Source organism: Flavobacterium amnicola (assembly GCF_004122165.1).
In the GTDB taxonomy this organism is placed as follows: Bacteria; Bacteroidota; Bacteroidia; order Flavobacteriales; family Flavobacteriaceae; genus Flavobacterium; species Flavobacterium amnicola.
Genome location: NZ_SBKO01000002.1, coordinates 1 through 15501, shown reverse-complemented (window position 1 = coordinate 15501; position 15501 = coordinate 1). Strand labels below are relative to the sequence as shown.

Genomic DNA, 15501 nt, shown 5'->3' with positions numbered 1-15501 from the left:
ATAAAAAAAATGGAATGATACATTTACAATAGTAATCTGGCTTTTTCTAAATCTTCTGCAGTATCAATACCAATACTTCCGTGGGTAGTTTCTACCATTCTAATGCGTTTTCCGTATTCTAAATAACGAAGTTGCTCTAGTTTTTCGGAAGCTTCTAAAGATAACATAGGTAATCGATAAAAATCCATCAAAGCATCTTTTCTAAAACCATAAATACCGATGTGTTTCATATAACGAACTCCAGCGTTTTCATCTCTTGGATAGGGAATAACCGATCGCGAAAAATACAATGCAAAGCCCTTCTGATCTACAATTACTTTTACATTATTGGGATTGTTGATTTCTGCGTTTTCTTTAATTTCAAACATGACAGAAGCTAAATCGACATTCTTATCATGGTCATTTTTAAACACTTCAATGATTTGTTCCAGAGGTTTTTTATCGATGAAAGGTTCATCACCTTGCACATTGATTACAATATCAACCTCCAAATTCTCTACAGCTTCTGCAATACGATCACTCCCACTTTCATGTTCCTTGATACTCATAATAGCTTTTCCTCCATTGGAAATAATTTCATTATATATCAAAATAGAATCGGTTGCCACAAACACATCGTCAAACAATTGTGTTTGAACTGCTGCTTCATAGGTTCTTAAAATAACTGTTTTTCCACCTAAATCCTGCATTAACTTGGCAGGAAAACGTGTGGAAGCATAACGAGCGGGGATTACGGCAATGATTTTCATTATAAATTTTCTTTTTCTTTTTGTTGAATTCTTAATCTAACTTCATTTTTATAAACTTTAAACATAATAAATGAAAATAATAATATTAAAATACCCAAAAATATTGTTCCATTTCCATCAATAAAATCATTACTACTAAGTACTCCACTTCTTCTATAATCAAAATTAGCATTTGAAACTTTTGACTGTATTTTTAAATAAATACCCAAAATTAAAATTATAATAGCTCCATAAAATGATAATTTACTTACAATAAGTGTTGAATACATTATTATCTTATTTAATTTCTAAATTTTCTAAACAACCAAAATATAATAACAAATATAATGACAACAACAATAAGTGCCACTATTGGTAAAAAAATGGATAAGGAACTTAAAGTAATTGCCGTACCTGTTTCGGCAGTAGAAACGACTGGATTCCCTAGTCCCGCTGTTTTTACCGATGAAGCCAATCGAGTAACACTGGTCATACCCTGCATTGCGGTAGCTGTTCCTCCCCCAGCAATTATGGCCAATCCCCAAGTTAGCATCGGATCTAAATCGATTAAGGTTGAGGCCATAGCGGCAGTTCCTGCTATTGCCGCTAATGGTGCGGCGATAGTATCTAATAGATTATCCACGAACGGAATGTAATACGCAAATATTTCGCCAATCATGGCTACTCCAAGTGTTATCATGGCAGGAAATCCGCCTACCCAAGACCAACTTTCATTTAAGGGTATAATATTAAAATGGGAAGCCAAACTCATTGCAAAAAGTGGCAAAAACACTCTAAATCCTGCAGAAGCTGCTAGTCCAATTCCCAAAAACAAACTTAGTATGGTTTCTGTGGTCATATGCTTTTAATTTTGAAAATAATCATCCTTAAACCCTATCAAATACAATTTATCTTTTGCTCTAGTGATGGCCGTGTACAACCAACGGACATAATCTCTATCAATCCCATTAGGCAAATAGGGCTGTTCTATAAAAACGGTATTCCATTGTCCACCTTGCGATTTATGACAAGTAATTGCATACGAAAACTTCACTTGCAAAGCATTAAAATACTCATTTTCTTTGACTTTCAAAAACTTTCGATAGGCAGCCGTTTCCTTTTCGTAATCCTTCATTACTTCTTGATACAATTTATTCGATTCTTCATACGTAAGCGATGGTGATTCGCTCATAATGGTATCTAACAATAATATCGTTTCAAAAGGTTTCTGATTGGGATAATCGACCATTCGTATTTTAACCACCGCAAATTTGAAGCCATACAATTCTTTAATGTTTCTTATTTCCAATACTTCAATAATATCACCATTGGCAATAAAACCCGCTTCATCCGTTTCTTTTAACCAAAAATAATTGTTTTTGACCACCATTAATAAATCACCCGTGGCCAATTCACTTTCTTTTCCTAAAATTTTGGAACGAATTTGTTGGTTGTACTGATTGGCTCTTTTATTCGAACGTACAATAAAGGTAGTATCCTCAATACTGTAATTACTGTAGGATTGATTGATGGCATCCTCAATTTCGTAGCCATCTGTTAATCGGACAATATCTTTATAACCTTTAAGGTTGAACTTGAATTCAGTTATAAAACTATCTTTCAATAATTCACGTAATTCGGTGGCGTTGTATAAAATTCCTGAGTTTTCTTCCTGACGCATGACTTCATCTAACTCAATCGAAATAATTTCCTTATCATAATTTAACGCCAACGTATCAATATTCAACGCCGGTGAAATATCCAAATGCACGGGAGGTAACTGAGCCGTATCTCCCAACAAAATCATTTTACAATTGGTCCCTGAATAGACATAGGAAATCAAATCGTCTAATAATGATCCGTTGGCATACATTTTAGATTCGGAATCAGCGTCGGAAATCATTGATGATTCGTCTACAATAAAAATGGTATTGGTGTGCTTGTTGGTTTGCATCGTAAAACTCACTCCTCCTCCTTTTGCCTTTTTAGGAAAATAGATTTTCTTGTGAATCGTATGTGCTGGTTTGTTGGAATAATTGGCAATTACTTTGGCAGCACGACCGGTTGGTGCCAATAAAACATACTTTTTTTTGACTTCAATTAAGTTATTTACAATGGTCGAAATTACCGTTGTTTTTCCAGTTCCTGCATATCCTTTTAGTACAAAAAGTTCGTTTTTATTGGAATTGGAAATGAATTCGGATATTTTTGAAAAGAAAATATCTTGTTTTGCAGTGGGCAGAAACGGAAAATTTTTTCGTAAAATACTGTAAAACAATTGTGAACTCATTTTAATATAAAATAACTTAGTATACGTCAAATATACACAGTTAAAAATGGGAACTTGCGAATAACACAAAAAAAATTGTAGCTTTGCTTCATAACGTAGAAAAGAAAAATGCTGACTTCTTCATCGACAATTCTTGATAAAAAATACATCAAATTAGTATTGCAGATTTCGCTTACCGAAATTTCGTTTTGCATTTTTGATACCTTAAAAAAAACAATTGATACTTTCGGACAGTATCCGTTGCCAAAATCGGCAAGTTTTACAGATGTTGAAACGGCTATTATTCAGTTTATCAAGCAAACACCTATTTTACAATCGAAGTTTGACGATGTTATCGTGCTACACAATAACAATTTGATGAGTTTTGTACCTCAGGCTTTTTTCAACGAAGACTATTTGGGAAGTTATTTACAATATAATGTAAAGGTATTTGAAACCGACTTTATCACTTTTGATGTTATCGAGAATTATGAAATGAATAATGTATACATTCCGTACGTGAATATAAACAATTCGTTACTAGATTGTTATGGAAGTTTTAATTATAAACATGCCCATTCGATTCTAGTCAAAAAAGTACTAGATTTGAGTAAAAACAATGATGAACCTCAAATGTTTGTGCATTGTCAACAGGATAATTTTCAATTGATTGCGGTAAAAAATCAAAAGTTACTTTTGTTTAATTCGTTTGAATTCAAAACCAAAGAAGATTTCATTTATTACTTACTATTTACAGCCGAGCAATTGCAATTGAATCCAGAATCGTTTCAATTGAAATTATTCGGAAACATAACAAAAGAGAGCGAAATCTATCAAATTGCCTATAAATATGTCCGAAATGTATCTCTTTTTATCGAAAACATCAATTTAGAGGCAGCCATTTCACAAGAAGATTATTTAAAAAACTTTATCCTCATTCACGCATGCGAATAATTTCGGGAAAATACAAAGGCAGACGCATTAGTCCACCCAAAAACTTACCAGTCCGTCCTACCACCGACATGTGTAAAGAAGCCTTATTTAATATTTTAAACAACAACTTCAATTTTACCGAATTGCGCATTCTGGACATATTTGCCGGTACAGGAAGTATTAGTTATGAATTTGCATCGCGCGGCGCCACACCCATTACAAGTGTTGATGGCGATATGGGTTGTATTGGATTTATAAAAAAAACTGCTCAGGAATTCGATTTTGATATTACCGCAATAAAAAGTGATGTCTTTAAATTTTTAGAAAAAAACAAAGCCTCTTACGATATCATTTTTGCAGATCCTCCGTATGATTTACCTCAAAAAGATTTTGAAAGAATCGTCGAATTGGTCTTCGAAAACGAAATGTTAGAACAAGATGGCATGATGATCATTGAACATTCCAAATACACCAAACTGAATCACATGGAAAACTTCTCCTATGATAAAACCTATGGTGGTTCGGTATTTACTTTCTTCGAATTTGAATATGATGAAGAAGAAGTGGAAGAAGACGAATAATTTTAAATTATTTTAATCGCTTATTCGTATTCTCAAGCGCCTTTCTGTTTTTATAATCAATCCAAGCCTGTCCTTTCCATTTACGCATCAACGAATCGAAATGGCGCATAATCAACAAATTATATAGGGCTTTAGTCAAACTACCAATATTTCTAGGATACGAACGTAAACTCATTGAAAAACCAGGGGTGAGATATTTCATATAATGCCAATATCCTTCAGGCATATAAAGCGTTTCGCCATGATTCAAATTACAAATCAATCCTTTGGCTTTTAGTAGCGCAGGATATTTTTCAAAATCCGGATTGTCAAAATCAATATCTTCAATGGCAATTAAGGCATGAGGTACTTTATACAAATAGGGTGATTCAGAAGGAGGAAATAAAATACATTGTTTTTTTCCGTGAAAATGGAAGTGGAAAAGATTCGGATAATCGATATCATAATGTATAAATACCTTTGAGTTTTCTCCTCCAAAAAACAACATAGGCATTTGTTTAATTAAACGTAATCCTAAATCTGGCCAAATAAAATCATTTCTCAGACTTGGAATTTTACTCATAAAATTATACGCAAAAATTCGGTAATTGGTGGGTTTCGATAATAGCAAATCGACATAATCGCTCATTTTCATGGTAGCATGAGCTTCGTTAAAACCATCTTTGTGCGATACAGGGCGATCGTCATACAAAGGCACTACTTCGTTCCCTGCAATTTGTTTGATATATTCTAATTTCCATTTGGAATAAGCGGGCCAATCGGTGGTTAGTTCTTCAATAACTAATGGCTTTTGCTTTTTGACGTAATTATTATAAAAATCTTCTTTAGAGATTGTTTTTACTCTTTCTATTTCAGTCAAATTTAATTTCATAAGTTTAAATAAAATATACAATTCGAATATAATAAAAAAAATGCAGACCTATAAGCCGGATTCTGTCTCTGATGAATCAGAGCCTTATCATTTATCTAGATTATTCATTACTGAATAACTCAAGCTGCCTACCCTTCAACATCGGACGAGAAGCCCTTATCTAACCGAAATCAGAATTGTTGATATACTTGACATTTCACCGCATAGAGTTTACCTGGTTTCACTACAGCATTACCTGTACCTGCTTTCTGTTGCACTTGTCCTCGCCTCTCGACGGACGGGCGTTACCCGTTATGCTTCTCTTTGGTGTCCGGACTTTCCTCCCTTCCAATAAATCGGAACGACGATAAGGCGGTCTGCTGCGCAAAAATACAATAAAAAAATTAACTATATTTTTTAGTTCCTTACTTCAAAATTTGTAGATAAAATCGTAATTTTATAAAATAAATCTTTAAACTTTAAAATCATGATGCATACTTATAATTATGATAGTGTTTTAAATGCATTAGCAGAACTCAAAGGGGAAGGATTTAATATTGACTACAATATAAATACAAAAGAATTTTTTAGCAATCCGCACGACTTTGAAATTGTTCATATTTTTAGATATGAAGGCGATTCTAGTTCGGATGATGAAGCGACAGTCTATGGCATTCGTTCCAAATCTAAAAGGGACAAAAAAGGAGTTTTTGTATCCGGATATGCCGCCAATTCGGAATGTGATGCTACCCGTTTTTTGATTGGTTTATCCATCAAATCTAGAAGAGGACTTTAATCGTATTCCAATTCTTTCTTTTTTAAAATTCGTTTAAAAATTCCTCCACAAAATCTTTTGATTATTGTGAATAACTTTTCGGGAAATAACCAAATCTGGAAATTCCGATTTCAACAAAAAACCTATATTTGTAATCCAAACCAATTCTATGGAACAATTTATCGTATCGGCCCGTAAATACCGTCCACAAACGTTTAAAGACGTGGTGGGACAACAGGCTATTACCAATACGTTATTGAACGCCATAGAAAGTAATCATTTGGCGCAAGCCTTACTTTTTACAGGACCTCGTGGGGTTGGAAAAACGACTTGTGCGCGTATTTTAGCGCGTAAAATCAATCAAGAAGGGTATGATGATCCGAATGAAGATTTTGCATTCAATGTTTTTGAATTGGATGCGGCATCAAACAACTCGGTAGATGATATTCGAAGTTTAATTGATCAAGTAAGAATCCCTCCACAAACGGGTAAATACAAAGTGTATATTATTGATGAGGTACACATGCTTTCAACGGCAGCTTTTAATGCTTTCCTAAAAACATTAGAAGAACCGCCACGTCACGCCATTTTTATTTTAGCTACTACCGAAAAACATAAAATTATTCCAACGATTTTGTCGCGTTGTCAAATATTTGATTTTAAAAGAATCACGGTAAAAGATGCTAAAGAACATTTGGCAGAAGTTGCACAAAGTCAAGGTGTCGCTTTTGAAGATGATGCTTTACATATTATTGCACAAAAAGCAGATGGTGCCATGCGTGACGCTTTGTCAATTTTTGATCGAGTGGTTTCGTATTGTGGTAACAACTTAACTCGTGCTGCCGTTACCGAAAACTTGAATGTCCTTGATTTTGAATATTATATAAAAGTAACCGATTTAATTTTAGAGAATAAGATTCCAGAATTATTATTGGCTTATAATGATATTTTAGCCAAAGGTTTTGATGGCCATCATTTTATTGCTGGTTTGGCTTCTCATTTCAGAGATTTGATGGTTTGCAAAAACCCTGCTACTTTATCTTTATTAGAAGCTGGTGAGCACGCACAGAAATTATACGGAGAGCAAGCGCAAAAAACCTCTCAAGAATTCTTACTACAAGGAATAGATTTAGCCAACGATTCCGATTTAAAATACAAAACGTCTCAAAACCAACGATTATTAGTTGAACTTTGTTTGATGCAATTGGCCTCTATCACTTTTGATGGAGAAAAAAAAAAGCTAAGTCCTTTATAATTCCTCCGACTTATTTTAGAAATTCTGGATATTCAATAACCGAAGTACAAAGTACAAAGTTAGAAGTTGAGATTGCTTCGCAAGCTCCAAGTCATGTTGAGATTGCTTCTCAAGCTCGCAATGACGTTGAGATTGCTTCGCAAGCTCCTAGTCATGTTGAGATTGCTTCGCAGGATCGTAATGATGTTGGGATTGCTTCGTCCCTCGCAATGTCTGATGCTCCAAAAGTTTCGGCATTATCCTTATCAAGTATTCGTGCAAAAAAAGAATTGGAAGCACAATTAAAACCGGTTCAGAGACACCACGACGAATTGCCTACAGAGCCTTTTACGGAAACTCAAATGTTGGAGCAATGGGTAAAATATGCCAACCGATTAGGAGAAAAAGGTTATAAAATTGTAGAAGCATTATTGTTAATTAATGACCCGAAATTAGACGGGACAAGAATCATTCACGAATTGCCTAACGAAAGCTCTAAGATTGATTTTGAAAGTGAAAAACACGATTTATTAGGCTATTTACGTGGAAAATTACACAATCATAACATCACCATTGACATCAAAATTAACGAAAGTATTGAATTGAAAAAGGCATTCACGACACAAGAAAAATACGATCGTTTAAACGGAATTAATCCAGCTTTAGACTTGCTTAGAAAAACCTTTGATTTGGATTTGTAATCTACAAATTATTTTATAATTACTTGGGTAATAATCAGCCCTGCAAATACTTTTATCTTTTTGTTTTCGTATGTAAATAAAAGTTGCGTATATTTATGATATTCAGACAATTATTTCAAAAAAATAGAATAATATGAAAACATACCATAAACAATTTATTATTTTTTTATTAATTGTATTATTTACATTTAGTTGTAGTAAAAATGAAGAAAATCAAGTAATTCCAATAATTCAAAATTCAAATATAACTTTTTCAAATTCTCCATTTGATTTGCAAGGTACGAATGCAAAATTTGCAAAAGACATTGCATATGATAACAAATCAAGAACTCAATTTGATATTTGGCTACCAAATTCAAGCACTCCAACAGGTTTAGTTATATATGTTCACGGTGGAGGTTTTACAAGTGGTGACAAAGATTTTGTATATACTGTTCAATCAGGTGGAGCATGGGATTTCCCAACAGACATTCGTTACTTTTTACAAAACAAAATTGCTTTTGCTACTATTCGTTATACCTATCTAAATAATACGGGAGAAACGGAAGGCGTTAAAAAGCCTATGTCAGATGTAAGGAGAGCTTTACAATATATCCGGAGCAGGGCAAGTGATTTTAACATTAACAAAAATAAAATAGTTTTAGCAGGAAATTCAGCTGGAGCAAGCACTTCACTTTGGATAGCATTTAATAATGACTTTGCAGATTCTCAAAACAGCGACCTTGTTTTGAGAGAATCAAGTAGAGTAAAAGGTGTAGTAGCAAGAGAAACTCAAGCGAGCTACAACATTGAAGACCGTTGGGTTAATGATGTTTTTATTGATTATGGAGTAACTTGGTCACAAATATTGTCGAATGAAACAGGAAACATTCAAAAAATTTATGGAGTTTCCTCAAATGTTCAATACGAATCGCCTAGCATTGATATTTATAGAGCAGAAATTGATATGTTATCTTTAATGACTTCCGACGACCCTGAAATTTGGATAAATAATACACTGAGAGATGTAGTTAACCCTTATAGTCCATATACTTCAGACATACCTTCGCATCACGCTTTTCACGCAAGAGAATTAAAAGAAAGAGCAGATGCAGTTGGAGTTGAAAATGTGACATTTTATGGAAAAAATCCAATCCTATATTCTGACCCAAGCAATGAAAGTTGGACACAATTTTGCAAAAGAAAAATTAATGAATAAATACCTACGACAGTAGTTTTAAAAATAGCTCGAATTATTTAATATCTATGCATTTTTCACTATTCATTTAAATTGTAAGGCATTAATTCTAAACTCATAATAACCTATATCTTATCATAATACATCGCTTTCACAATTCCGTCGGAAAGTCCAATTTTTGGAACGTAAATTTTATTAGAACCACTCCATTTCATTGCTTTCAAATAAATACTCAATGCGTGAATGATTACGTCGGCACGGTCAGTATTTAACGCTAATTCGGCGATGCGTTGTTCGTAAGAAAGTGAATTTAAATATTGGTATTGTGTATTCAAATAAATATACGACAACGGTTTGTCTTGCAATTTTCCAGAGAGTTTGAAAATTTTATTGATGTTGCCACCCGAACCAATTAGAGTGATGTTATCGTAATCTTGGGTATTGGTTTTAATCCATTTTTCAATTTCTTCCCACACCACTTCGTTAACCATTTTATTTAACAGACGAACCGTTCCGTTTTTGAAGGATTTGGAAGCTACCATTTTTCCTTCAGAAAATAATGAAAACTCCGTACTTCCACCACCAACATCGACATATAAATAGGTTTGTTCGGTTTTGATAAACTGATGTAAATCGGAACTCGCAATAATCGCTGCTTCTTTTTTACCATCAATAATTTCAATTTTGATATCGGCTTTTTTCTTGATGATATCGACTACTTCTTTTCCGTTATACGCTTCACGCATGGCAGAAGTAGCACAGGCCATATAGCGTTCCACTTTATAAACGCCCATTAGTAATTTATAGGCTTTCATAGCATCAACCATTCGGTCAATGTTTTCCTCAGTTATTTCACCCACAGTAAAAGCATCCTGTCCCAAACGAATAGGCACACGAAACAAGGCACTTTTATTAAACTGCGGTGCGGCACCTTCTTGTTCAACAATATTCATAATCAACAAACGCATGGCATTGGAACCAATATCTATTGCTGCATATTTTTTAATTGTAATCATTCTAATTTGTCAATTTTTGAACTGTTGATTTACTAATTGTATTAAACTTTTTCAGTTAATACTTCTAGTTTGTCTCGGTAATATTTATAGGTTTCAAGCTGAGCTCTAAAAACTGGATTATCCCCACGCATTCTATACTTATTATCTAATTTTTCAGAGTGAAAACGGACTTTTACATTTCCTTTCCAACCAATATCGAAGGTTTCAATTAATTCTCTTTTGATGTCTTCATCATAAATCGGGCAGGTTACTTCTACTCTACTATCTAGATTTCGACTCATAAAATCGGCCGAAGAAATAAAAACTTCTGGATTATCTTCGTTTCCAAAAATATATACGCGAGAGTGCTCTAAATAGGCATCTACAATAGAAATGGCCTCAATATTTTCGCTCATTCCTTCCACACCAGGAATTAAAGAACAAATGCCACGGACAATCAATTGAATTTTTACACCTGCTCTACTGGCGTCGTAGAGTTTATCGATCATTTTATAATCCGACAAACTATTCATTTTCAGTTTAATATAAGCAGGTCGACCTAAATTGGCATTCAAAATTTCTCTGTCTATGAGTTTCATAAACTTAGAACGTGTATAATGTGGCGAAACAATTAAATGTTTGTAGCGGTGTACTCTATAATTGATTTGGAAAAATTCGAAAACTTTCGCCATATCTTTCAGTATTTGCTGATGTGCCGTAAACAAAGTCACATCGGTGTACACTTTGGCACTTCCTTCGTTAAAATTACCGGTAGAGACAATACCATAACGTTTCAATTTTCCTTTTTCGTCGATACGCTCAATATAACATACTTTACTATGTACTTTTAAACCTTTTACTCCAAAAATCAGTTCCACCCCTTCTGTTTGCATCATTTCAGCATAAGAGATATTACTGGCTTCATCAAAACGTGCTTGCAATTCAATTTGTACGGTAACTTTCTTTCCGTTTTTAGCGGCATTAATTAATGAACTAACAATTTGCGAATTTTTTGATAATCGGTATAAGGTAATTTTTATCGCTGTAACTTTTGGATCAAGCGCCGCTTCTCTCAAAAATTTGATGATGTAAGCAAATGATTGGTAAGGTGCATTGACCAAATAATCTTTGTTTTCAATTCTTTTCAATATACTACCTTCAAGACTCAAACCTTCGACTGGAAGAGGTGTATTGGTTTTGTACAGTAAATCGTAACGTCCCAGATTTGGAAAATCCATGTAATCACGACGGTTATGATAGCGTCCACCCGGAATTAAACTGTCTTTAGAATCAATTCCCATGCGGTGTAAAAAGAATTTTAGCGTATCCTTTTCAATGGTTTGATCGTACACAAATCGGACGGGTTCCCCAATTCTTCTGTCTTTCACACTCGAAGAAATTTTTTCCATAAAGCTTTTATTCAAATCCGAATCCAATTCCAATTGGGCATCACGCGTAATTTTGATCATGTGTGCCGAAATACTTTCATAATCGAAAATATTAAAGATTTGATTTAAATTAAATCGGATCACGTCGTCCAATAGAATAATATATTGTTTGTCATTATTCGATGGAAGCACTACAAAACGATTGATGGTCTTCGGCATTTCGATAACGGCATACCGAATGTCTTTCTTGATTTTTATTTTTTCAAGGATGGAAGAGGTTTCGCTTGGTTTCATCACCAATTTTACGGCTAAATAACCCGAAGTATCTCGCAATAATGGAAATTCATCCAAATCATTTAAGATAATGGTTACCAACTCCGGACTTACTTTCTGGATAAAAAAATCGCGAATAAAATCTTGTTGTTCTTTATTGATTTCGGTTTCGTTGATGATGAATACGTTTTCTTTTTCAAGTTCCTTTTCGATAATACTCAAAATACGTAAACTTTCCGATTGTTGATCGATAACTGTTTCGGTAATATATTTTAACAAATCTTGCGCTGAAATTCCACCCAATTCTCTTTCACCAGTTATACCTGATAAGGCCAAACGACGTATAGCAGCATAACGTACTCTAAAGAACTCATCCAAATTATTGGAAAAAATTCCAAGGAAACGCAATCTATCTAACAATGGTACTCGCTCATCGCCCGCTTCTTGTAATACTCTAAAATTAAAAGCCAACCAGCTTTTTTCTCGGTCTATGTATTTATTTTCTGTCAATGACGTATGTTTTTAAATCTCTTTAGGAAATATTTTTTTAATAGTTCTTCCTTTGTTAATGTCTTCCCAATTTTTAACATCAAATTGTAAGAAAACCAATCCTGCTGTTGGAACATTAAAAATGGTTTCATCTCCAAATTTATTGACAAAATTTGTAATAGCCTCATTATGTCCAAAAAGAATTAGTTTATTTTTTTTATTACTGCATTTTTTTATTTCTTTTTCTAATTGACTTTCATTAAATGTATACAAACTATCCTCAAATTGAATTTTTGAAGGCGAAATTCCAACGGATTCACAGAAAATTAAGGCCGTTTCGGTTGCTCTAACTGCGGTACTACTCCAAACTTCATAGTCAGCAGTAATCAATTCTTGTGCAATTTGTCCTACCTTTTTAATAGCCTGTCTACCCCCATCGATTAAAGGTCTTTTTTTATCGTCAAGTGGTGTATCCCAACTTGATTTCGCATGCCTAACTATTATTAATGATTTCATAAACTACTGATTATTAGTGAAAAATGGCTACTTGAAACAGTGTATTAAAAGTTGATATTTACAAAAAAATTGTTAATTCATAGATATTATTGGCGTGTTTATCGAAAAACGGAAACAAAATGAAAATCGTAATACTTAATATAATAATTTAGCTCTGTTAAAGGTAAGAAAAGCTTTTAATACAAATTCTCCAAAATGTAAATTCTAACAACCACTTTTTGAATTTACAACAGATTTTCCCTCAGAATAAATTATATAATTTATTGATTAACAATTTATTATTGCTATAACTCAAAAAGTTTTAGCCGAGTCGTTGTCTCAAATAATTTAATCTAAAAAAATCTAGGCTTATGAAAAGTATTACTCATTTGCTGTTTCAGGGAAAAAACATAGTACAAATCTTTATTTTATTTATGCTTTCCCTATTTGCAAATACTGCGTTTGCACAGTCAACTTACCAATGTAATAATTGTACCTCAAATGACATTAACATAAAAAGGGTTGAGCTAGTTTCCTCAACTCCGGATGGTCTAGGAGGTTACTTACCTTTACCCACTACATGTTTAAGTGGCACTCCTATTGATGGATATCTAAAAGTAACCTTGGATCAAAATGCAACAACTCGATATGGTACTCAAATTGAGGCTGATGTTTTTGTTGATAATGTATTTCAACAACACATTCGATATGAAAGTTGTGCCACTACAAGCTCAGGTACTTTTTTTATTTATTTACCTAATGCACCTGCTGCGATTCAATGGTCATGTGGTGAAATTCTTTCTCTGAAAAATATTATTATTGGATGGGGGAATTCAGCGGGTTCAAATGTTTGTAATATCTCCGATTGTGATTTAGGTCCAAAATGTTTTAAATATGATTTAAGTACAAATTTTATTGTTATAACTCCAATAAAACCTGATTTTACTGCCGTAGGAACTTGTCCTGTAAATAGTGCAGCACAATCGTATACATTTACCTCTACTACAACAGGTGGAGTTACTTGTTCAAACCCTCCTCCTTACTCTTCTTTTAAATGGGATATTACCAAAAATGGAGTGCCAATTTCTCATCCTACTCTTCCTGATTCTCCATTTTACGGAAGTCCATTAACCATTGATTTTTCAAATTATGGTGGTGCGGGTGATTACGTAGTTACATTAACGATTGTTGATTGTAATACTCCTCCAACCACAGCTGTTGGGGTACCTAGAACAATTTCGGTATCCTCATGTTGTGTACCTGCTGCAACTTGTTTATTATCACCAATAAACGTTGAAGGTTGTTCGGTTCCTAGCCCACTTACAAATCCATCATCTGTTTTTAATTACAATGCCTGTGGCAAAACTGTGACGATAACCAGTAGCGATTCTGGAGACACATCAGTTTGTTCTGATGGTGATGGTGCCGATTTTAATAGAACCTATATATTGTTTTTTGATGGTGTACCCTTTTCCACTTGTATTCAAAACATTAAAATAAATGATACAACTCCTCCTGTATTGCCAACTTCTTTACCTCAAAACACTATTGTTTCCTGTGATAATGTACCTGCAAACAGTTCACTAACTGCGAATGATGCTTGTGCTGGAAACATTACAGTTTTAGGAGTAGATACTATTACCTCTACAAGTTGTGCAAGCCAGTATACCATCAACAGAAAATGGACTTTTACTGATGCTTGTGGAAATTCATCTTCACATACACAAACAATCACAGTTCAAGATACAACAAATCCAGTATTCAACGGAAGTTTACCAGCCAATGTAACGGTACAATGTGATGCTGTTCCGGCTCCTGTAGTCCTAACTGCTTCCGATACTTGTGATAACAATGTGGTAGTGGTGTACTCAGAATCTTTTGCCGGTCAAAACGATGCTTGTGCTAATACTTATACCATCACTCGCAACTGGTCGGTAACCGATTGTGCTGGAAATAATACCCAACACACTCAAATTGTCAATGTGATTGATACTACTGCGCCAACATTCAACGGACAACTTCCTAGTGATGTGACCGTTCAATGTGATGCCGTGCCTGCTCCAGTAGTCCTAACTGCTTCCGATACTTGTGATAACAATGTGGTAGTGGTGTACTCAGAATCTTTTGCCGGTCAAAACGATGCTTGTGCTAATACTTATACCATCACTCGTAACTGGTCGGTAACCGATTGTGCTGGAAACAATACCCAACACACTCAAATTGTCAATGTGATTGATACAACTGCGCCAACATTCAACGGACAACTTCCTAGTGATGTAACCGTTCAATGTGATGCCGTGCCTGCTCCAGTAGTCCTAACTGCTTCCGATACTTGTGATAACAATGTGGTAGTAGTGTACTCGGAATCCTTTGCGGGTCAAAACGATGCTTGTGCTAATACTTATACCATCACTCGCAACTGGTCGGTAACCGATTGTGCTGGAAACAATACCCAACACACTCAAATTGTCAATGTGATTGATACAACTGCGCCAACATTCAACGGACAAGTTCCTAGTGATGTGACCGTTCAATGTGATGCCGTGCCTGCTCCAGTAGTCCTAACTGCTTCCGATACTTGTGATAACAATGTGGTAGTAGTGTACTCGGAAT

15 protein-coding genes and 1 other RNA gene are annotated in these 15501 nt (G+C 34.3%); 7 read left to right on the top strand and 9 right to left on the bottom strand.

Annotation, left to right across the window (positions count from 1 at the left end; all coding sequences use genetic code 11):
• Positions 1-23: 23 nt before the first annotated feature.
• From kdsB to EQG63_RS05520, 4 genes are read right to left on the bottom strand one after another with little or no spacing between them, the layout of a single operon-like run.
• Positions 24-749 (bottom strand): 3-deoxy-manno-octulosonate cytidylyltransferase, encoded by a 726-nt coding sequence (kdsB, locus tag EQG63_RS05535; RefSeq protein ID WP_129435318.1) that lies wholly within the window; start codon positions 747-749, stop codon positions 24-26.
• The gene (locus EQG63_RS05530; RefSeq protein WP_129435315.1) at positions 749-1018 is read right to left on the bottom strand and encodes a hypothetical protein; all 270 of its coding nucleotides are present in this window, start codon (positions 1016-1018) and stop codon (positions 749-751) included. Before EQG63_RS05530 ends, kdsB begins: the two co-directional genes overlap by 1 nt.
• 11 nt (positions 1019-1029) lie before the next feature.
• Complete coding sequence (locus tag EQG63_RS05525; protein WP_129435313.1) at positions 1030-1587, bottom strand: DUF4126 domain-containing protein; 558 nt, start codon at positions 1585-1587, stop codon at positions 1030-1032.
• A 6-nt stretch (positions 1588-1593) separates the two neighbouring features.
• Complete coding sequence (locus EQG63_RS05520; RefSeq protein ID WP_129435311.1) at positions 1594-3018, bottom strand: ATP-dependent DNA helicase; 1425 nt, start codon at positions 3016-3018, stop codon at positions 1594-1596.
• Positions 3019-3126: 108 nt separating this feature from the next.
• On the opposite strand from EQG63_RS05520, the gene EQG63_RS05515 reads away from it, so the two are divergent.
• Positions 3127-3951 (top strand): DUF3822 family protein, encoded by an 825-nt coding sequence (locus tag EQG63_RS05515; protein WP_129435309.1) that lies wholly within the window; start codon positions 3127-3129, stop codon positions 3949-3951.
• Positions 3942-4511, top strand: a complete 570-nt coding sequence (gene rsmD / locus EQG63_RS05510) for a 16S rRNA (guanine(966)-N(2))-methyltransferase RsmD (RefSeq protein WP_129435307.1) — start codon at positions 3942-3944, stop codon at positions 4509-4511. Before EQG63_RS05515 ends, rsmD begins: the two co-directional genes overlap by 10 nt.
• 7 nt (positions 4512-4518) lie before the next feature.
• On the opposite strand, the gene EQG63_RS05505 is transcribed toward rsmD, so the two are convergent.
• Positions 4519-5382: a cupin-like domain-containing protein gene (locus EQG63_RS05505; protein WP_129435306.1), complete on the bottom strand. Its 864-nt coding sequence runs from the start codon at positions 5380-5382 to the stop codon at positions 4519-4521.
• A gap of 35 nt (positions 5383-5417) precedes the next feature.
• Positions 5418-5745: RNase P RNA component class A (gene rnpB / locus EQG63_RS05500), an RNA gene on the bottom strand.
• Between the two features lie 103 nt (positions 5746-5848).
• On the opposite strand from rnpB, the gene EQG63_RS05495 reads away from it, so the two are divergent.
• The 4 genes from EQG63_RS05495 to EQG63_RS05480 all read left to right on the top strand — a co-directional run bounded on the left by EQG63_RS05495 (position 5849) and on the right by EQG63_RS05480 (position 9269).
• The gene (locus EQG63_RS05495) at positions 5849-6157 is read left to right on the top strand and encodes a hypothetical protein (RefSeq protein ID WP_129435304.1); all 309 of its coding nucleotides are present in this window, start codon (positions 5849-5851) and stop codon (positions 6155-6157) included.
• A 148-nt stretch (positions 6158-6305) separates the two neighbouring features.
• On the top strand, positions 6306-7391 hold the full coding sequence (dnaX, locus tag EQG63_RS05490) for a DNA polymerase III subunit gamma/tau (RefSeq protein WP_129435302.1): 1086 nt from the start codon (positions 6306-6308) through the stop codon (positions 7389-7391).
• Between the two features lie 209 nt (positions 7392-7600).
• A complete protein-coding gene (locus EQG63_RS05485) occupies positions 7601-8071 on the top strand; it encodes a DNA polymerase III subunit gamma/tau (RefSeq protein ID WP_129435300.1) in 471 nt (156 codons plus the stop codon).
• 133 nt (positions 8072-8204) lie between these two features.
• Positions 8205-9269, top strand: coding sequence for an alpha/beta hydrolase (locus EQG63_RS05480; RefSeq protein WP_129435297.1), 1065 nt, complete (start codon positions 8205-8207; stop codon positions 9267-9269).
• A gap of 104 nt (positions 9270-9373) precedes the next feature.
• Here the strand turns inward: EQG63_RS05480 and EQG63_RS05475 are convergent, their stop codons facing one another.
• The 3 genes from EQG63_RS05475 to EQG63_RS05465 are packed head-to-tail and all read right to left on the bottom strand — an operon-like array spanning position 9374 to position 12909.
• On the bottom strand, positions 9374-10264 hold the full coding sequence (locus tag EQG63_RS05475; protein WP_129435295.1) for a Ppx/GppA phosphatase family protein: 891 nt from the start codon (positions 10262-10264) through the stop codon (positions 9374-9376).
• A gap of 41 nt (positions 10265-10305) precedes the next feature.
• A complete protein-coding gene (ppk1, locus tag EQG63_RS05470; protein ID WP_129435293.1) occupies positions 10306-12414 on the bottom strand; it encodes a polyphosphate kinase 1 in 2109 nt (702 codons plus the stop codon).
• A gap of 12 nt (positions 12415-12426) precedes the next feature.
• Positions 12427-12909, bottom strand: a complete 483-nt coding sequence (locus EQG63_RS05465; RefSeq protein ID WP_129435291.1) for a SixA phosphatase family protein — start codon at positions 12907-12909, stop codon at positions 12427-12429.
• Positions 12910-13259: 350 nt separating this feature from the next.
• Here EQG63_RS05465 and EQG63_RS05460 point away from each other — a divergent pair.
• Positions 13260-15501 (top strand): HYR-like domain-containing protein (locus EQG63_RS05460; RefSeq protein ID WP_449403999.1); only part of this gene is annotated, 2242 nt, incomplete at its 3' end.